This window comes from Agrobacterium tumefaciens, assembly GCA_025559845.1.
Taxonomy (GTDB): Bacteria; Pseudomonadota; Alphaproteobacteria; order Rhizobiales; family Rhizobiaceae; genus Agrobacterium.
This window is the reverse complement of sequence record CP048469.1, coordinates 1339752-1355487: the sequence shown is the minus strand read 5'-3', so window position 1 is coordinate 1355487 and position 15736 is coordinate 1339752. Positions and strand designations below refer to the sequence as shown.

At 58.6% G+C, this 15736-nt stretch carries 18 protein-coding genes and 2 pseudogenes; 10 read left to right on the top strand and 10 right to left on the bottom strand.

The features are described from left to right. Positions 1-108 precede the first annotated feature (108 nt). Positions 109-393, top strand: a complete 285-nt coding sequence (locus tag FY156_06780) for a hypothetical protein (GenBank protein UXS01212.1) — start codon at positions 109-111, stop codon at positions 391-393. Here the strand turns inward: FY156_06780 and FY156_06775 are convergent. Next, entirely contained in the window at positions 386-838 is a 453-nt protein-coding gene (locus FY156_06775; GenBank protein ID UXS01211.1) for a hypothetical protein, read from the bottom strand. The two genes, FY156_06780 and FY156_06775, sit on opposite strands and share 8 nt — an antisense overlap. Positions 839-986: 148 nt before the next feature. Beyond that, positions 987-1853 carry an aldo/keto reductase family oxidoreductase gene (locus FY156_06770; protein UXS01210.1) on the bottom strand — a complete coding sequence of 289 codons (867 nt, stop codon included), beginning with the start codon at positions 1851-1853 and terminating at the stop codon, positions 987-989. A gap of 121 nt (positions 1854-1974) precedes the next feature. On the opposite strand from FY156_06770, the gene FY156_06765 reads away from it, so the two are divergent. Then, positions 1975-2877 carry a LysR family transcriptional regulator gene (locus FY156_06765; GenBank protein UXS01209.1) on the top strand — a complete coding sequence of 301 codons (903 nt, stop codon included), beginning with the start codon at positions 1975-1977 and terminating at the stop codon, positions 2875-2877. Between the two features lie 358 nt (positions 2878-3235). On the opposite strand, the pseudogene FY156_06760 reads toward FY156_06765, so the two are convergent. The 3 genes and pseudogenes from FY156_06760 to FY156_06750 form a co-directional block, all read right to left on the bottom strand. After that, a pseudogene (locus FY156_06760) lies at positions 3236-3478 on the bottom strand (hypothetical protein). Positions 3479-3543: 65 nt separating this feature from the next. Continuing rightward, on the bottom strand, positions 3544-4056 hold the full coding sequence (locus tag FY156_06755; protein UXS03050.1) for a GNAT family N-acetyltransferase: 513 nt from the start codon (positions 4054-4056) through the stop codon (positions 3544-3546). A 183-nt stretch (positions 4057-4239) separates the two neighbouring features. Beyond that, a complete protein-coding gene (locus tag FY156_06750; protein UXS01208.1) occupies positions 4240-5136 on the bottom strand; it encodes a LysR family transcriptional regulator in 897 nt (298 codons plus the stop codon). Between the two features lie 135 nt (positions 5137-5271). Here FY156_06750 and FY156_06745 point away from each other — a divergent pair, with 135 nt between their 5' ends. Both FY156_06745 and FY156_06740 read left to right on the top strand, forming a co-directional pair. Then, positions 5272-6246, top strand: a complete 975-nt coding sequence (locus FY156_06745; GenBank protein UXS01207.1) for an MBL fold metallo-hydrolase — start codon at positions 5272-5274, stop codon at positions 6244-6246. 53 nt (positions 6247-6299) lie between these two features. After that, positions 6300-6866 carry a pyridoxamine 5-phosphate oxidase gene (locus FY156_06740; GenBank protein ID UXS01206.1) on the top strand — a complete coding sequence of 189 codons (567 nt, stop codon included), beginning with the start codon at positions 6300-6302 and terminating at the stop codon, positions 6864-6866. Here the strand turns inward: FY156_06740 and FY156_06735 are convergent, their stop codons facing one another. Beyond that, entirely contained in the window at positions 6867-7325 is a 459-nt protein-coding gene (locus tag FY156_06735) for an Lrp/AsnC family transcriptional regulator (GenBank protein ID UXS01205.1), read from the bottom strand. A gap of 126 nt (positions 7326-7451) precedes the next feature. On the opposite strand from FY156_06735, the gene FY156_06730 reads away from it, so the two are divergent. Then, positions 7452-8735: a cystathionine gamma-synthase family protein gene (locus FY156_06730; GenBank protein ID UXS01204.1), complete on the top strand. Its 1284-nt coding sequence runs from the start codon at positions 7452-7454 to the stop codon at positions 8733-8735. A gap of 152 nt (positions 8736-8887) precedes the next feature. On the opposite strand, the gene FY156_06725 is transcribed toward FY156_06730, so the two are convergent. Together FY156_06725 and FY156_06720 are read right to left on the bottom strand one after the other, a co-directional pair. After that, on the bottom strand, positions 8888-9700 hold the full coding sequence (locus FY156_06725; protein ID UXS01203.1) for an alpha/beta fold hydrolase: 813 nt from the start codon (positions 9698-9700) through the stop codon (positions 8888-8890). Positions 9701-9912: 212 nt separating this feature from the next. Then, positions 9913-10857: an NADP-dependent oxidoreductase gene (locus FY156_06720; protein ID UXS03049.1), complete on the bottom strand. Its 945-nt coding sequence runs from the start codon at positions 10855-10857 to the stop codon at positions 9913-9915. 103 nt (positions 10858-10960) lie between these two features. Here FY156_06720 and FY156_06715 point away from each other — a divergent pair, with 103 nt between their 5' ends. Beyond that, on the top strand, positions 10961-11704 hold the full coding sequence (locus FY156_06715) for a helix-turn-helix transcriptional regulator (protein ID UXS03048.1): 744 nt from the start codon (positions 10961-10963) through the stop codon (positions 11702-11704). 71 nt (positions 11705-11775) lie between these two features. After that, positions 11776-11963 (top strand): annotated as a pseudogene (locus FY156_06710) (hypothetical protein). Positions 11964-12001: 38 nt separating this feature from the next. On the opposite strand, the gene FY156_06705 reads toward FY156_06710, so the two are convergent. Then, positions 12002-13180: a GGDEF domain-containing protein gene (locus tag FY156_06705; GenBank protein ID UXS01202.1), complete on the bottom strand. Its 1179-nt coding sequence runs from the start codon at positions 13178-13180 to the stop codon at positions 12002-12004. Between the two features lie 323 nt (positions 13181-13503). Between FY156_06705 and FY156_06700 the strand changes: the two genes are divergently transcribed. The 3 genes from FY156_06700 (at position 13504) to FY156_06690 (ending at position 15101) form a co-directional block, all read left to right on the top strand. After that, complete coding sequence (locus FY156_06700; protein ID UXS01201.1) at positions 13504-13953, top strand: hypothetical protein; 450 nt, start codon at positions 13504-13506, stop codon at positions 13951-13953. Positions 13954-14123: 170 nt separating this feature from the next. Beyond that, on the top strand, positions 14124-14522 hold the full coding sequence (locus FY156_06695) for a hypothetical protein (protein UXS03047.1): 399 nt from the start codon (positions 14124-14126) through the stop codon (positions 14520-14522). Between the two features lie 141 nt (positions 14523-14663). Next, complete coding sequence (locus FY156_06690; protein ID UXS01200.1) at positions 14664-15101, top strand: VOC family protein; 438 nt, start codon at positions 14664-14666, stop codon at positions 15099-15101. Between the two features lie 60 nt (positions 15102-15161). Here the strand turns inward: FY156_06690 and FY156_06685 are convergent, their stop codons facing one another. Further along, a complete protein-coding gene (locus FY156_06685; GenBank protein UXS01199.1) occupies positions 15162-15716 on the bottom strand; it encodes a hypothetical protein in 555 nt (184 codons plus the stop codon). Between the last annotated feature and the right edge of the window lie 20 nt (positions 15717-15736).

Here is a 15736-nt window from a genome sequence, read left to right as displayed (position 1 = left end):
GCATGATGCGGCGAAGGGAGGAGGCGGCGGGGCTCGTGTCGAAATTGACGCCGTCACCAAGCCTCTATAATCACAGGGAAATATTTTCACCGGGCATCGGAGCGTGCAGTGTCGCGTTATATTGGAGTAGTTCTCGGCGCGGTTTGCGTCTTGGTGATGGCGGTGCTCTCGTTCACACCACTGGCCTGGCAAGAAATGGGACGCCCGAACGAGTCCTATCCAGAGTTAGTTTATCTGTTCTTCGGTTTACCCCTGGCGCTGGTCATGCTGGTCGTGGGTCTCCGCACTGCCGTTCGCGGTGCATCCACTGCCCGGATCAAAACGCTTCAGTATGTCCAATGGGGTGCATCTGTCACACTTTGCCTTGTCGCAATCTCTCCATGGCTCAGCTAAAGTTTTCATCAGCCACAAATCTTTCACGCCCTCGTCGGCGCGAGGCAGAACCCGTCGCCAGCTTGAATATCTGCCCTGCAACGGCGCCGCCCACGGTTGCCGAGATACAAAGAATATAGGGGCCCTCTTTCCAGAAACCGGGCATGAAATACCCAATGAGCAGGACCGAGCATAATCCCGATACCGCACCTGCCAGCGTGAAAGTCCAACGAGCCTGAAGGCGGTACCTGTTGATGATGAAAAGCGACAATACGGCGAAAGGCACAACCAACGGTAACGTAATCGGGTAGATGACTGGCAACATCATCCACGCTATCAACGGTGATTTCAACACCTGATCCGGAACCGAAGCGCCTGCCATGAAAAAAACCAGCAGCGTTACGTAGGTTCCCGCGAGGTGAGCGAGCGATATGTTCCTCAAAGTGCGGAGCGTTGGTGCGAGCATGCCGATTCCATCTGAACAGAATTCCTGACGTCGGCATTGCTTATCAGCCTCCTCGTCACTGAGGAACGGACCGCGACACAATCGGGCATATTATCCGGACAGCACGGAGAGGTGCGAGCCATCACCCGCGCTGCCCGGTTTGTGTCTCTCACGCCGCCATGTTTTCCAGTTGCGAAAGTGCATCGGCCGGCAGTTCAACGCTCTCGGCCGCGATGTTCTCTCTGAGGTGGGTGCGTGATGAGGTGCCGGGGATGAGCAGGATGTTGGGTGAACGTTTCAGCAGCCAGGCGAGGGCCACCTGCAGGGGTGTTGCGCCGAGGCGGGTTGCGACATCTGACAAGGTCGAGGACTGGAGCGGCGAAAAGCCTCCGAGCGGGAAGAACGGCACGTAGGCGATGCCGTCTGCGGCAAGCTTGTCTATCAGAGCGTCATCGCCACGGTGGGCGAGATTGTACTGGTTCTGCACGCAGGCGATGTCGGTAATCGCCTTGCCGTCGTCGATCTGCTTTGCCGTGACGTTCGAGAGGCCGATATGCCGGATCAGGCCCTGCCGTTTCAGCTCTGCCAGCACTTCCAGCGGCTCATCGAGCGAGCCTTCCGCCGGACCGTGCACATCGAACATGGCGCGCAGGTTGACGACATCGAGAACATCGAGGCCGAGATTGCGCAGATTGTCATGCACGGCCTGCGTCAGTTCCTGCCGCGAAAAGGCGGGGTTCCAGGAAGCATCCGTGCCGCGCAGGGCACCAACCTTCGTGACGATCACGAGGTCGTCGCTGTAGGGATGAAGCGCTTCGCGGATGATCTGGTTGGTGACATGCGGGCCGTAGAAATCGCTGGTATCGATGTGATTGACGCCGCTTTCGACAGCTTCGCGCAGAACGGCAATTGCCTCTGCACGGTCGCGGGGAGGGCCAAATACGCCCTTTCCGGCAAGCTGCATGGCGCCGTAACCAAGCCGGTTTACAGCGCGGTCGCCGAGAATGAATGTGCCGGATTTTCCAATGGTCGTCATGGCTTTGTCTCCTGTTTCGACCATCAAGGTAAGCGCCTGACATTAACGTCACAATCCGGTAAGATCCGGACATGCTGTCCGTGTGGACGGACAATAGGCGACTGGTGAGGCGGAGAGTTGAATGCGCGAAATGGCCGATGTCGAGGCTTTCCTGATGGTGGCGCGTGCCAGGGGTTTTCGCGAGGCATCGCGCATCAGCGGCACGAGTTCGTCGTCCCTGAGCGATGCGGTCAAGCGTCTGGAGGCCGAGCTTGGAGTGCGGCTTCTCAACCGCACGACGCGCAGTGTTCTGCCGACCGAGGCGGGGCGGGTGCTGATGGAACGTCTGGGGCCTGCCTTTTCCGAAATCGCCTCTGCGCTCGATCAGGCGACAAGCCACCGGGACCGCCCGGCCGGCGCGTTGAAGCTCAATGTTCCGGCAAGTGCCGCCCGGCTGGTGTTGCCGCGCATCGTGCCAGCATTCCTGGCAGCCTATCCGGATATCCGGCTGGAAATCGTCACGGATGAAAGCTTCGTCGATATCATCGAAGGCGGTTACGACGCCGGCATCCGTTATGACGAGCGGCTTGAGCAGGACATGATTGCCGTGCCGATCGGCCCCCGCGAACAGCGCTTCGCGCTTGCCGCGTCACCCGCTTATCTCGCCGCGCATGGAACACCGAAAACCCCACGCGATCTCTTGTCGCACAATTGCATTCGCGGCCGCTTTTCGGGCCGCGCCATTCCCGGCTGGGAGTTCGAACGGGACGGGGAGGTACTGACGATAGAGCCCTCCGGCGGCCTCGTCGTTCAGGCCGGCGGCGCCACCGATCTCGGCATAGACGCGGCAATTTCCGGCCTCGGGCTCATGTATCTCTTCGAAGACTGGCTGCAACCGCATTTCCAGAGCAAAGCGCTTGTGCCTGTTATGGAAGACTGGTGGCTGAGTTTCTCCGGCCCCTTCCTCTACTACCCCGGCCGCCGCCTCGTACCGTCGCCGCTGCGTGCCTTCATCGATTTCATTAAGGCGATGCCACGTGTCTGAGGAGCGCTCCCTGACATGCCTTTTTCATGATCCCGTCGCCCCGGTCTGCGTGCGGCATGGTCCGCAGGGGTGATTGCGGCATAATGCCGCCAGAAGGGCTTTTAGCGAAAAAGACGCTGCCGAGGCGGCTGTTTTGAGGTAGATCCTACGACAGACAGCATCAGTAACAGCCTGAAAGTATTCAAAATGGACTGGGTAGATTGGTTCCCGATAGTCTTCTTTCCGTTGAAGATTCTCGTCCTGGGAACGGGCATGTTCTTCTCCATCAAATGGCACCACGACCAGGCGAAGAAGAAGTAACAAAACCGGCGGAACAGAAGCGCCCGCCGAATACAGCCTTGCCCCCCGGCGTGACCCGTCAGGGGGTATCGACCGAGGGGAGATGGTTCCCCTCCGAGCCGACATTCATCGACCTCGTCAGCCAATCGTGAAATGCGCTGACCTCAAGCCTGCGCAACGCCTTGGGCGCGGCCACCGCGTAATAAGCCCACTTCACCGGCCAGGCGACTTCCGGCATCAGGTGAACCAGACGGCCACTGCTCAATTCCTGTGTGACCAAGGCTTTTCTGACGAGAGCAACGCCCTTGCCAGCAACGGCGGCAACGCACCGTCGCTGCATATCTCTCAAAGCAGGAAATCCGATGAGCGTGGAAGGGAACGAAGCCGTTATCTCTTGTCGCTGATGTAGAGAAAACGGTCCACCAGGATACCGCTGTCTCCTGACCGTTTCTGATAGATTTCCTTTCGGTCGTGAACCCTTTGAGCGACCCGCTGGGAGGCAATATTTTCGGGCGTCGTGATGCTGACGACCCGGTTGAGACCCAGTGTCTCAAGGGCGTAATCACGACAGGCGGTTGCGGCTTCAGTCGCGAACCCTTTCCCCCAAAATTCACGCCAGAGATGATAACCGATTTCGGGCTCCATACCTGCCGGCGTCTGTTGTCGCGTGATGCCGCAATCACCAATGACTTGCTCGGTCAGACGGTCAACGACCGCCCATAGTCCAAACCCATCCGCCCGGTAACTGTCAAAAGCCAGTTTCTGAAACCATGCCTTTGTTTCAGCCGCTGTCTTTGTGCCCGGGTAGAACTTCATACACTCATCGTCGGCGTAGATATCAGCCAATGAAACGAGGTCAGAATCGTCTATTTCGCGCAGATACAGTCGATCCGTACTCAGAATTACAGCCATGGCTCATCCACTCATACTTCAGCGGGTTAAAAGAGAATGGAGTGCGTACTGTAACCACGACTACGGGGAGAAATGGATAGGCGCGGCACATTTTTTTGTGAGGCTCTGGTCTGAAATAGACTGCAGAGCGCGAGGGTCATGCCGATATCTCATTCCCTTGGCGGAATAACACTACCCGGCCATCCGCGACCGCAAACGGGGTGTGATCCAGTCGAGAAAACGTCTCACTTTCAGTGGCTGGAGGTCCGCGGGGGCGTAGATGATGTTTATCGGCAGGGGCTCTGGGGCGTAATCTGCCAGCACTTCCTGCAGGGCGCCGGTGCGCAGTTGGTCGGCGATCTGGTAGGAGAGAACGCGGATGATGCCGATGCCGGAAACGGCGGCCTGGATGGCGGCTTCGGTGGTGTTGACGGCGAGTTTGGGGCGGGGCTCGGCGGTGAATGCCGAGACGTCGCGGCGGAATCGCACCTCGGGCGCGCTGGCAAAGCCCTGAAAACTGATGCCGTCATGCTGGGCAAGGTCCTCGGGTTTCAGCGGAATGCCGCGCCGGGCCAGGTAATCGGGGCTGGCGCAGACCACGCGGCGCACGGTGCCGACACGGGTTGCGATCAGCGCGCTGTCGGCCAGATGGCCGATGCGCAGCGCCACATCCACATGCTCATCCGCAAGGCTGATCTGCCGGTCTGCCAATGTCAGCCGCAGGTTGATTTCCGGTTGTTCCTTCAGAAATTCCAGAGCGATTGGCAGCATATGGCGCTCGCCGAAGGTGACGGGGGCCGTCATGTGCAGCCCGCCGCGCAGCGCGCCATAATCGCCGCTTGCCTGACGCTCCACCGCTTCCAGTTCGTCCAGAATACGCCGTGATGCGGCAACGTAGCTGCGTCCTTCATCCGTCAGGGTCAAACCACGGCGGGTGCGCAGCACCAGACGCACGCCGAGGTGTTTTTCAAGATCGGCCACCTTGCGGCTGACGGTGGCAAGCGGTGCATGCAGGCGCCGCGCCCCCGCTGAAAGACTGCCCGCATCCACCACCGCCAGCAGCACCGACATCGCATCAAACCGGTCCATTTCATCCTTCCGGAAAATGAGAGGAAACTTCCTGAAATGGCAGGATACCCCATCGTTTATGGATATCATAGCTTCATGTCGTCGAGGGGACGCAAACGGCTCCTCCCATTGTTCAAAGATCAGGAGAAAGACGCCATGCCTCAACTTTCACGCCGTGCCTTCGCCAGCGCTCTTCCTCTTGGCCTTCTAGGCGGTGGGCTGATCGGCAGCGCATTGCCAGGCCTCGTTGCAGCGCAGGAACCCGCAAAGGCGCTGGCCAGCGTCACGCCGCTGGCGCAGATCCGCATCGGTCGCTTTACGGTGACAGCACTGACCGACGGTTATGCCGACATGCCATACAACTTCTTTCCCGGCCGCAGCCCGGCCGATGTGGAGCAGGCAGCCGTCGCCCAGTCTACCGCCCGGCCAAGCGGCGTGCGGTTCCTGTTCAACCAGTATCTGATCGATGATGGCCAACGCCGCATCCTGATCGATGCCGGGGCGGCAGGTTCGATCGGCGAGACCGGCAAGTTGCCGCAGGCGCTTGCCACGCTTGGCCTGAAGCTCGACCAGATCGACGCCGTGATCGTCACGCATATGCACCAGGACCACATGGGCGGTCTGATTGCCGGCGGCAAGAACAATTATCCGAAGGCCGAGCTTTATATCGATCGCCGCGACGTCAAGCACTGGACCGACCCGGCCAAGCGCGCCGGTGCACCGGATTACCTGCAGACCAGCTTCCAGATGGCGGATGAGGTGGTGCGCCTTTACCCCAGGCTGCAGGCGATTGACGGCGAACGTGAAATCGTCCCCGGCGTGTCGATCGTTGACCTGACAGGCCATACGCCCGGCCATATCGGCGTACGGGTGGAAGACGGCGGCAAGAGCATGATCATGGTGTCGGACATGATTTTCCCGGTGGTGCATCCCGCTGCCACGGACGTGTTCTTCCTGTTCGAGCAGGATCGTGACGCCGCGAAGGCGATGCGCGACCGGTTTTTCCCGCGTGCTGCCGCCGAAGGTGCACTGATTGCTGCCACGCACATGCCTTTCCCGGGGCTCGGTCGCATCGTTTCCGACCGTGGGCAGACCCGCTGGGAAGTGGCGGACTGGGCCCTGCAGGATTGAGGCCGGCTTCGGCCGCCCGCAGAGATGAACTGGCCAGGAAAGGATGAAACGGAATGAGCAGATATCTCAATATCGCCACAACACTTTCCGTGGCGGCCGCACAGGAACATTACGGCAGCGCGGAGCAATGGGCGCGGATCGGCGCACGCAACGGCGCGGAAACGGGTGAAAGCCAGCGGCTTGGCCCGGCGGAAGCCGCCTTTATCCGGGGCAGGGATGGGTTTTACCTTGCCAGCGTCTCGGAAACCGGCTGGCCTTACGTGCAGTATCGCGGTGGGCCGACGGGTTTTCTCACCGCGGTTGATCCGACGCTGCTCGGTTTTGCGGATTTTCGCGGAAACCGGCAATACATCACCACCGGCAATGTCAGCGCCAATGACCGCGTCTCGCTGTTTCTGATGGATTATGCCCACCGGCGGCGCCTGAAAATCTTCGGCCACATGCGGGTTATCGATGCGGACGAAGATCCTGATCTGGCAGAGCGGCTGACGATGCCGGATTACCCGGCCAGGGTGGAGCGTCTGGCGCTCATCACGGTGGAAGCGTTTGACTGGAACTGCCCGCAGCACATCACACCGCGTTTCACGCTGGCCGAGCTGGAGCAGTATGCATCACGCTAGTCAGATGCGGCGGGCCTTGATGGTGTTCATCACGAAGCTGGTCTCGATGGTATCGACACATTTCAGCTTGGCGATCTTTTCCTTGATGAAACGCTCGTAATCCTCCAACCCGCCGCACATGACTTTCAGCATGTAATCGCGCGAACCGGTGACGAGGTGGCATTCCAGCACCTCGTCCCAGTCCAGAACCGCCGTCTCGAACATGCGGATTTCATCGTCATGCTGGCGGCTGAGGCGAATGGAGGCGAGTGCCGTCATGGTCCAGCCTTCGGTGGCAGGATCGATGATGGCGCAATAGCCCTTGATCACCCCAACTTCCTCCAGCCGGCGAAGCCGCCGCAGGCAGGCCGATGCCGAAAGGCCAACGCGTTCGGCCAGTTCGTTGTTGGTGATGCGTGCGTCGGCAGACAGTTCTTTCAATATGCGTCTGTCGATCGTATCGGCAATTTTCTGCGACATTCTAGGTCGTTCCCCGCAATTTATTGCGCCATCAGACAGAGCAGCGCTGCAGAATGCAAGGTATTTCGGCCCGATTGGGTGTAACCTCGTCTCAGTTCAACGCCTGTTTGAGGAGACACACCGGACATGACCGCGCCGCATCCGTCTAAAACCCATATCGGCAACCACGCGCTTCACCCCGAAACGCAGATGCTCAATTACGGTTACGATCCGGAATTGTCAGAAGGCGCGGTAAAGCCGCCGGTGTTCCTGACATCGACCTTCGTGTTCCAGACGGCGGAAGACGGCCGCGATTTCTTCGATTACGTTTCCGGCCGCAAGGAGCCTCCGGCGGGCAAGGGCGCTGGCCTTGTCTATTCGCGCTTCAACCATCCCAACAGCGAGATCGTCGAGGATCGTCTGGCGGTTTATGAGCGCACCGAAAGCTGCGCGCTGTTCTCCTCCGGCATGTCGGCCATTTCAACCACGCTGTTTGCCTTCGTGCGGCCGGGTGACACCGTGCTTCACTCGCAACCGCTTTATGGCGGCACGGAAACGCTGCTGGCAAAGACCTTCCACAATTTCGGCGTTTCGGCCGTGGGCTTTGCCGATGGTGTCAGCGAGGCCTCGGTCACGGCCGCCGCAGAGGCGGCGATGCAAAAGGGCAGGGTATCCGTCATTCTCATCGAAACCCCCGCCAACCCGACAAACAGCGTTGTCGATATTCCCATGGTGCGCCGAATAGCCGAGATGATCGGCGACAAGCAGGGGCACCGGCCAATCATAGCCTGCGACAACACGCTTCTGGGCCCGGTGTTCCAGCGGCCGATCGAGCACGGCGCCGATATCTCGCTCTATTCGCTGACCAAATATGTCGGCGGCCATTCCGACCTCATTGCCGGGGCAGCCCTTGGCCGCAAGGACGTGATGAAACAGGTAAAGGCGCTGCGCGGCGCCATCGGCACGCAACTCGATCCACACTCCTGCTGGATGCTCGGCCGCTCGCTGGAAACGCTGCAGATCCGCATGGAGCGCGCCGACAGCAACGCCAGACTGGTGGCCGAATTTCTGCAGGCTCACCCCAAGGTCGACAAGATCCACTACCTGCCGTTCAGCGATCCGGCCTCACCAGTGGGCAAGGTCTTTGCGGCGCAAAGCACGGGGGCAGGATCAACCTTCTCGTTCGATATCGTCGGCGGGCAGGCGGCCTCCTTCAAGTTCCTCAACGCGCTGAAAATCTTCAAGCTCGCCGTCAGCCTCGGCGGCACGGAATCGCTCGCCTCGCACCCGGCAACCATGACCCACTCCGGCGTGCCGGCCGATGTGCGCCAACGCATCGGCGTGCTGGAATCCACCATCCGCCTCTCCATCGGCATCGAGCATCCTGACGATCTCATCGCCGATCTGACGCTTGCGCTGGATGAGGCGTGAGGGCAGGCGGACGTTTCAAGCATGTGAAATGGCACCGGGCTTCCGGCTGGGATGGGACATTACCGGGATCGAACAGCAGTTGAAACTTGCGGTGCCCGCCACATAGATAAAAGGGGGCGAAACGCCCCCTTCATGCGGTACTCTGCGCAGAGTTACTTGATTACAGCCGCGGGTTTGACCGCGGTATCTGTCGACTTTGCTGTTGGAGTGACGTCTTTCGGTTGTACCCGGGTCTGTTTGAGCAGCCATTCGTAAAGCGACGGGTCCGAAAACGCCAAATCATCCGCTTGAGAGTGGCCAACGCCTTCATAGACAGTGAAGCGGATTTCACGATTTCCGCCCAGATCCTTGAGCTTCTGAACCATCGCGACGGACTCGGAGAGCTTCACGGTTTCGTCGTTGTTGCCATGGAAAACCCAGAACGGTGTCCATGCCCTTACGCGGTCGAGGTAATGGGCGATGCCGCCGCCGGACACGGCGACGACCGCAGCGTAAGTGTCCGGATAATTCTGGATCATCTGAAATGCGGTGAATGCGCCCCGGCTGTTGCCGACGAGATAAATCCGGTCGCGATCGACCTTGTAGGTGGAGGCAATGTCTTCAACCAGGGTCGCCAGGGGCTCCTGGGGAAAAAACTCTTCTTCGCGCGGGTTGCGCGGAGACACCATTATAAAAGGAAATTCTTTGCCTTGGTTGATGAGGTTGGGCAGAAAATTCTCACCAACTTTGGCCAGACTTTCTGCGCCGCCGCCGTGCAGGTAAACAACCAGCGGAAAGCTGTTAGTCGCTGCGAGATTTTTGTAATCTTTCGGCAAGTAGAGCAAATAATCGAGTTCTACTTCGATGGTTTTCTTTAACTTTTGCTCTGTCTGCTCGGCCTTAACTCCAAAAGCGAACATCAAAGTCGCCATCGCCGCAACGATAACCGTCTGTAAAGCGTGTAAAAAATTGTCTCTGTAGGACATAATGTTTTCCTCTCCAAAACATTTGCCTGTCGACTTCGTGAACGCCTGACGATGACGAGCGTCACCATCGTGTTCACAGTCGAATACTCCTCCCAGGCACTCGACCGGAACTCTATTAGCTCCGACGAAGATATCGGTAGACAACACACCTGACATCAAGCTGACATCGACTTGAAGCGCGATTCAGTATTTCTGGAGATGACCGTCGCCGGTCAGCAGATCGGGTACTTTCCTTTTAAATCCGAAACGGACAGCACGATCTTGCCACGCGCACGGCCGCTTTCCGACAGCGCAAGTGCCTGCCTGACCTCGGCAAGCGGCAGGACGTTATGGACATGCGGCGTTACCTTGCCGGCTTCGACCAACTCCACGATCGAGGTGAGGCTTTGCGCGCTTGGCACGGTGAAGGAGCGTTTGACGCTGACGCCGAAGCGTTCGGCTTCGCTGCCATCGGGAAAGGCAACAACGGTCACCATGAAGCCGCCTTTGCGCAGGGTTTTGAATGCCCGGCCGAACGTCTCGCCACCCATCGTATCAAACACGACGTCCATGTCGCTGATGACCTCTTCGAAAGGCTGGCTGGTATAGTTGACAAAGACGTCTGCGCCGAGGCTGCGAACGAAATCTTCGTTACGCGCCGAACCGACCGCCGTGACATGGGCACCGCTTGCCTTGGCGAATTGCACCGCCAGCGAGCCGACGCCGCCGGAACTGTTGGTGATGAGCAGGCGCTGCCCGGCTTTCAGGTCGGCCACATCGAACAGGGCCTGCCATGCCGTCGTACCGGCCAGCGGCAGTGCTGCGGCCTCAACCGGGTCGAGCCCGACCGGCACGCGAACCATGTTACCCACCTTTATAACAGCGTAGTGCGCAAAGGCGCCGGTGTGGACCATTCCGAAAACCGTCTCTCCCTTGGAAAAGCCATCGACGCCGCTTCCAATTTTCTTGATCGTGCCGACCAGCTCGCCGCCGAGATGGATGGGGAGGGTCATTCCCATGCGCTGGCCCGCACCATTGCGGATTTTCCAGTCCACCGGATTGACGCCAGCGGCGAGAACCTTGACCAAAACCTCGCCCGCCTGTGGCTCCGGCCGGTCGACCTCGGTGAACTCCACGACATCGTTTGAGCCATATTCGGCGATGACCACCGCCTGCATCTTCATTCCCATCAGCGCTCTTCCTTGATCGTCCATTGGCAAAATGGTAACAGATGATTTCTTCGATGTGACGCCAACCTGCATCGCGGAAAGGCCAATCGTTTTGCCGCTACCCTTCACCATTCACCGCATGATCAAACGCCGTGGAGAGGCCTTGCCGCTTCATTCCCATGATGAGGCGCAACTGACGTTTGCGGCCTCCGGCATGGTGCAGGTTCATACGGATGAGGGCGTGTGGCTGGTGCCTCCGCAGCTTGCGGCGTGGATACCCGCAGGTGTTTCACACCGGCTGGATATCATGACGGATGCGGAACTGTGGATGGTGCATTGGCAGCAATCCGCCATCCGGGAGTGGGTTCCCTCAGCCTTTCCGCAGCGGGCATTCGCTTCGCGGGTTACGCCATTGCTGCGATCTCTGCTCGATGCAGCCGTGGCCGCCGATCCTCAATCGGAAAAGGCATCCCTCATCGTCAGGCTGATGCTGCACGAACTGACAGCCATGCAGGATGCACCGACATTCCTTCCCCTGCCGAAAAGCCCGACGGGCAGGCGCGTGGCGGAGCTTGCCCTTGCCGACCACGCCAACCTGATGGACCTCGGCGAACTCGCATCTCGCGCTGCCACATCGGTTCGCACTGCAAGCCGGCTCTTTCCCGCAGAAACCGGGATGACACTGAAGGCATGGCGCCAGCGGGCCCGGATCGCCTGGACCATGCGGCGGCTCGCCGAGGGAGAACCCATCGCACGCGTGGCAGACCAGGCCGGCTTCGCCAGCACCGCCGCCTTCTCCCACGCCTTCCGGCAGGTGACCGCGCTGACCCCGACGGCGTTCCTGCAGGACGCCTGAGCGGCGATTGTTTCGCGCTTTGACCGGGTGAGGGGGCTGACTTTCGGCGAGGGCAGTCATCAGCTTTTCGAGTGAACGACGGCCCCCCGGATGGCCAGTCTCATTTCGATAAATCGATTTGTCTACGACCAGCTCGCCAGCTTCGGGCGTCCGCATCACCCACATTCCTGCAGAGACGCAAGAAGTCGGTTGGCATAGAGTACGGGGGTCCGTGCTGACCGTAAGGCTTGACGGTTCTGTGGAGTACGAGACCAGCGATAGTGCGCCGCACCCTTCGTCCGCCTCATGCGCAGTCGCTTATGAGACAGTGCGAGCAGAACCTGTTGATACAGCGTGGAGATGGCTTGCAACCTCGATCCGGTTACGCCCCGCGCGCTTGGCGATATAGAGCGCCTTGTCCGCCGCGCTCAGCATCGCGTCGAAATCCATTGGCGCGGAGCGCCCCAAGGCAACCCCGGCGCTGACCGTGCATGTGAGGGTTTCGCCTTCCAGGTGAATCCTGTGATCCGCGAAGGCTTTGCGAATGCCCTCCGCCACCATTTCGGCGCGATTGGGCATGACTTCTTTCAAAATCAGAGCGAATTCCTCGCCGCCGAGGCGCGCAGCGGTATCACCGGCTCCACAGTTGGCCGCGAGTTCGGCAGCGAAGATTTTCAGCACGCGGTCGCCAGCGGCGTGCCCAAACGTGTCGTTGATGGATTTGAAATGATCGAGGTCGAAGACCAGGACTGCCGTTTCCGGTCCGATCATACGCTGACCGCAGCGCTCGAACAGCGCCCGGCGATTCAGGAGACCGGTTAGCGGATCAGTGATGGCGTCCAGACGGTGCCGCGCCGCGAGCCGCCATTGGTGAAGCGCCAGTGAAAGGGCGCCGATGCCGGTCATCCCGGCGATGCAGATGGCGATACTGAGATCCTCGGCCCAATTGCTTGGCGCAACGCCCAGTACGGCCTTTCCATCGGCAACGAGAACGGCGGCGCACAGAACAAAGGACACCCCTGTCAGGCAATAGAGGATGGAAATTCCGATGAGGGGAACCAGCGCTTCCTCGCGCGCGCGCCAATATTGCCATGCGGTCGCGAAGAGCATCGTGGCAATCGCCGAATTCTGGGCGATAAATGCGATCCCGTCGTAACCGATCACGAGCGGCGGAATAGAGACAAGCATCGCCGCGATGGCACAGGCAATAACGGGTCGTAGCGGCAATCTGTTGCTGCGAAACTGGCAGCCTGCTCCCCAGATGATCGCGAAGCCCGCGTGAAGAAGAATGAACGACATCACGCCGAACGCAACGACAGGATCGTCCACATAAAGGCCGTAGGTAATGATGCCGCTGACGATGAGCACGAGCCCGAGCGTACAGCTCAATAGAAAGGTCTCGGAGCGGCGCGCGAACCAGCTGCCGAGCAGGGTCACCCCAAGACACGTGGCCGAGACGGCAAGCGCAATCAAAAGTGAGTTGTAATCAAGCATCATGCCCAAAAACCATAGCCGCTATCGCTTTTCCTGTCGGGGAGGAGCCTATGGGGTTTCCGTGACGAATCTCTTACTTACGTTGCTAAAAACTCGCCCTTTGGTTGGTAGCTGGCGGTTTATTGAATTCCATTCGGCCTCAACCGTGGGGCGTAGCTCCTCAGGGGCGGCTACCATCGGCGCTTAGCGATATGACTGGGTTGCCACGACCGTGGAACTGTCCGTGGCGGCGTCGAATGGACTGAAAGCTTGCCATCAAGAGAAAGTTGCTGCTACCGGAAGACGTCTACATCCTCAGATTGGTGGCGAAGGGAGCTGGTTTTCATATGTCCAGGAAAAAGCAGTTCCAAGGCATTTGCAATGACATTCTTGGATCATTTGTAAGTCGTTACAATGATTTGAATGGCTACTGGGCTTTAGGCCAGTACGTTTCCGTACTCAACAACCTCGGCGAACGTCAACTTCAACTCAAACTGACGCATGCAACGGAGACACCTGATCATCCTGCTTTTGCCCTGTCAGAGGAATATTATGGGCGCGCGGTTTTGCGAATGATGGAGTCAAATGCGATGCCGCCAACGTGGTTCGCGGATGCAACCATAAGGGTTTCCATCGTTGCTCCGGCCAAAGTGATGTGTGAAATTGAAATTGTTTCCGATCTCGGCAAAACTTACCGAAGCGAGCGCACAATAACTGTGCGACCCCATGACCCCGCCATTGAACTCCGAAGAGGCGCTAGATTCGGCCCTTCAAACCAGAAACACTGCATGATGTAAGCAGTTTGGTTCGCCCAATTCCATGGCGACTGACCTTCAGCACAAATCAATTGAAGCTTGTTGCGCAACGCCCTACACGCTGCTCACGCAAGTTCTTGATGAGTGCGATCGCCGGCCCTTATCCGGGGAACTGGTATCGAGTATGCATGGAAGCTGACAAAGGAACGCAGATGTCGATTACTGTACAGAAAACAATTCCCGCTGCGCGTATGCGCCAGTTCCATCAGATGGTTGAGCGGTGGCTCGAGGAGGGCCCGATCAAGCTCGCGACCAATGCCACGATAAGCGCAATGGACAATGCCGGAATCCCGAAGGATGAGCAGGCCGCGATCATCGAGGATCGGGATATCATCATGAAACACAATATGCGCCTCGGCGTCATCAGCGAGGTATTCGCACCGGCCATCGAGAAAACGGTGAATTTGTCCCGGTCGGGAAGTGAAGCTCAGGATGAGATCGCCCGGTTGATTGTAACCGCGATTGGCATCCGCCAACCCGATGACAGTGAAGTGGTCACATTCACCTTCACCACTCAAAGTGAGGCCGACACTTTCGATACTTACGTCTGAAAGCGTCGCCATGAGCGGTCTTCAGCGTGAGTGTCTGGGATGAATCTCGCCGGCGTCAGGGCCGTCGTGGTGCGTTGGCCCAAAGCGGAATTGTTTCGCCGCGTGCAGCGAAGCTGATACAAAACGAGGATGCGAAGCGCGTTGAGACTAGCTCATATCAACTTGGTTGCCAGAAACGCTGAACCGCTCGCGGCATTTTACGTGAACGTTATGAAATGCACAGTCCTTCGCGGACCTAAGACGTTATCTGGTGAAAAGGTCTCGCGAGGAAATGGGCTTTCCAACTCTAAAATCCTCACAATCTGGCTCAAGTTCCCTGAACTGGAACATCCTTTTCTGGAGATTCACGAGCATCGAATTACGCATCATCGTGGCGAGCCAAGGGTCAACGAACCCGGCTTTGGGCACCTTGCATTTCAGATGGAAGACATCCGCAGCACCCTTTCCAGCATAATCGAGGCCGGGGGATCGCAAATCGGACAAATTACGGATTTCGGGACGCCTGAGAGCCCATGCTTGATCGCTTACGCACGTGATCCCGAGGGCAATTTGCTTGAACTTGAGCAGGCGATCAAATGACACGGCTAGCGCTGGCGCAGAGCGGGGGCCTCTTCGTGACCGCCGAAGGCGCTGAGGCGCTCAGATCTTTCCGCTTATCCATAGGATGGAGATGATGAGGCCGCCGATTGTCATGGCCGATGACATGATCGTTGCCAGGATAAGGGCGACAAGCTTTAGCGCTGAGACATGGGAAGACACTTCCAGCAGATAGTTCGGCCGTATCGTCTCGGGATTGTCGCAGGTAATCAGGATTTCGCCTGGCGCCGTGCACTCGAATGAGCCGAGCGGCACGGATTGTTTCCCCGCCATATCAGTTCTCTGAACGCGAAAAAGCGAACGTCCGTAGGATCGATAATCCAGCGGTACTTTGTCGGGAAATGTGGTGACGGAAAACCGGGCGGAGAAATGGGAGACGCCGGTGATGAAGGTGAAAGGCGGGATCAGAACGTTGATAACGTAGCGGTCTGGCCTCTGTATCGTCAGTTTGCAAGGGGCTTCACCCGCCGAAAACCGCACCCTTACCTTTGGAAAGATCACCCGTGCCAGCATGGCGATGCAACGGACCATGAGATAGGCGCCAACGAGCATGGCCACAGGGGCGAGCAGATGGAAAGACATGCTTGGAAAGGTCACTATCAATCTCTGGAAACAAC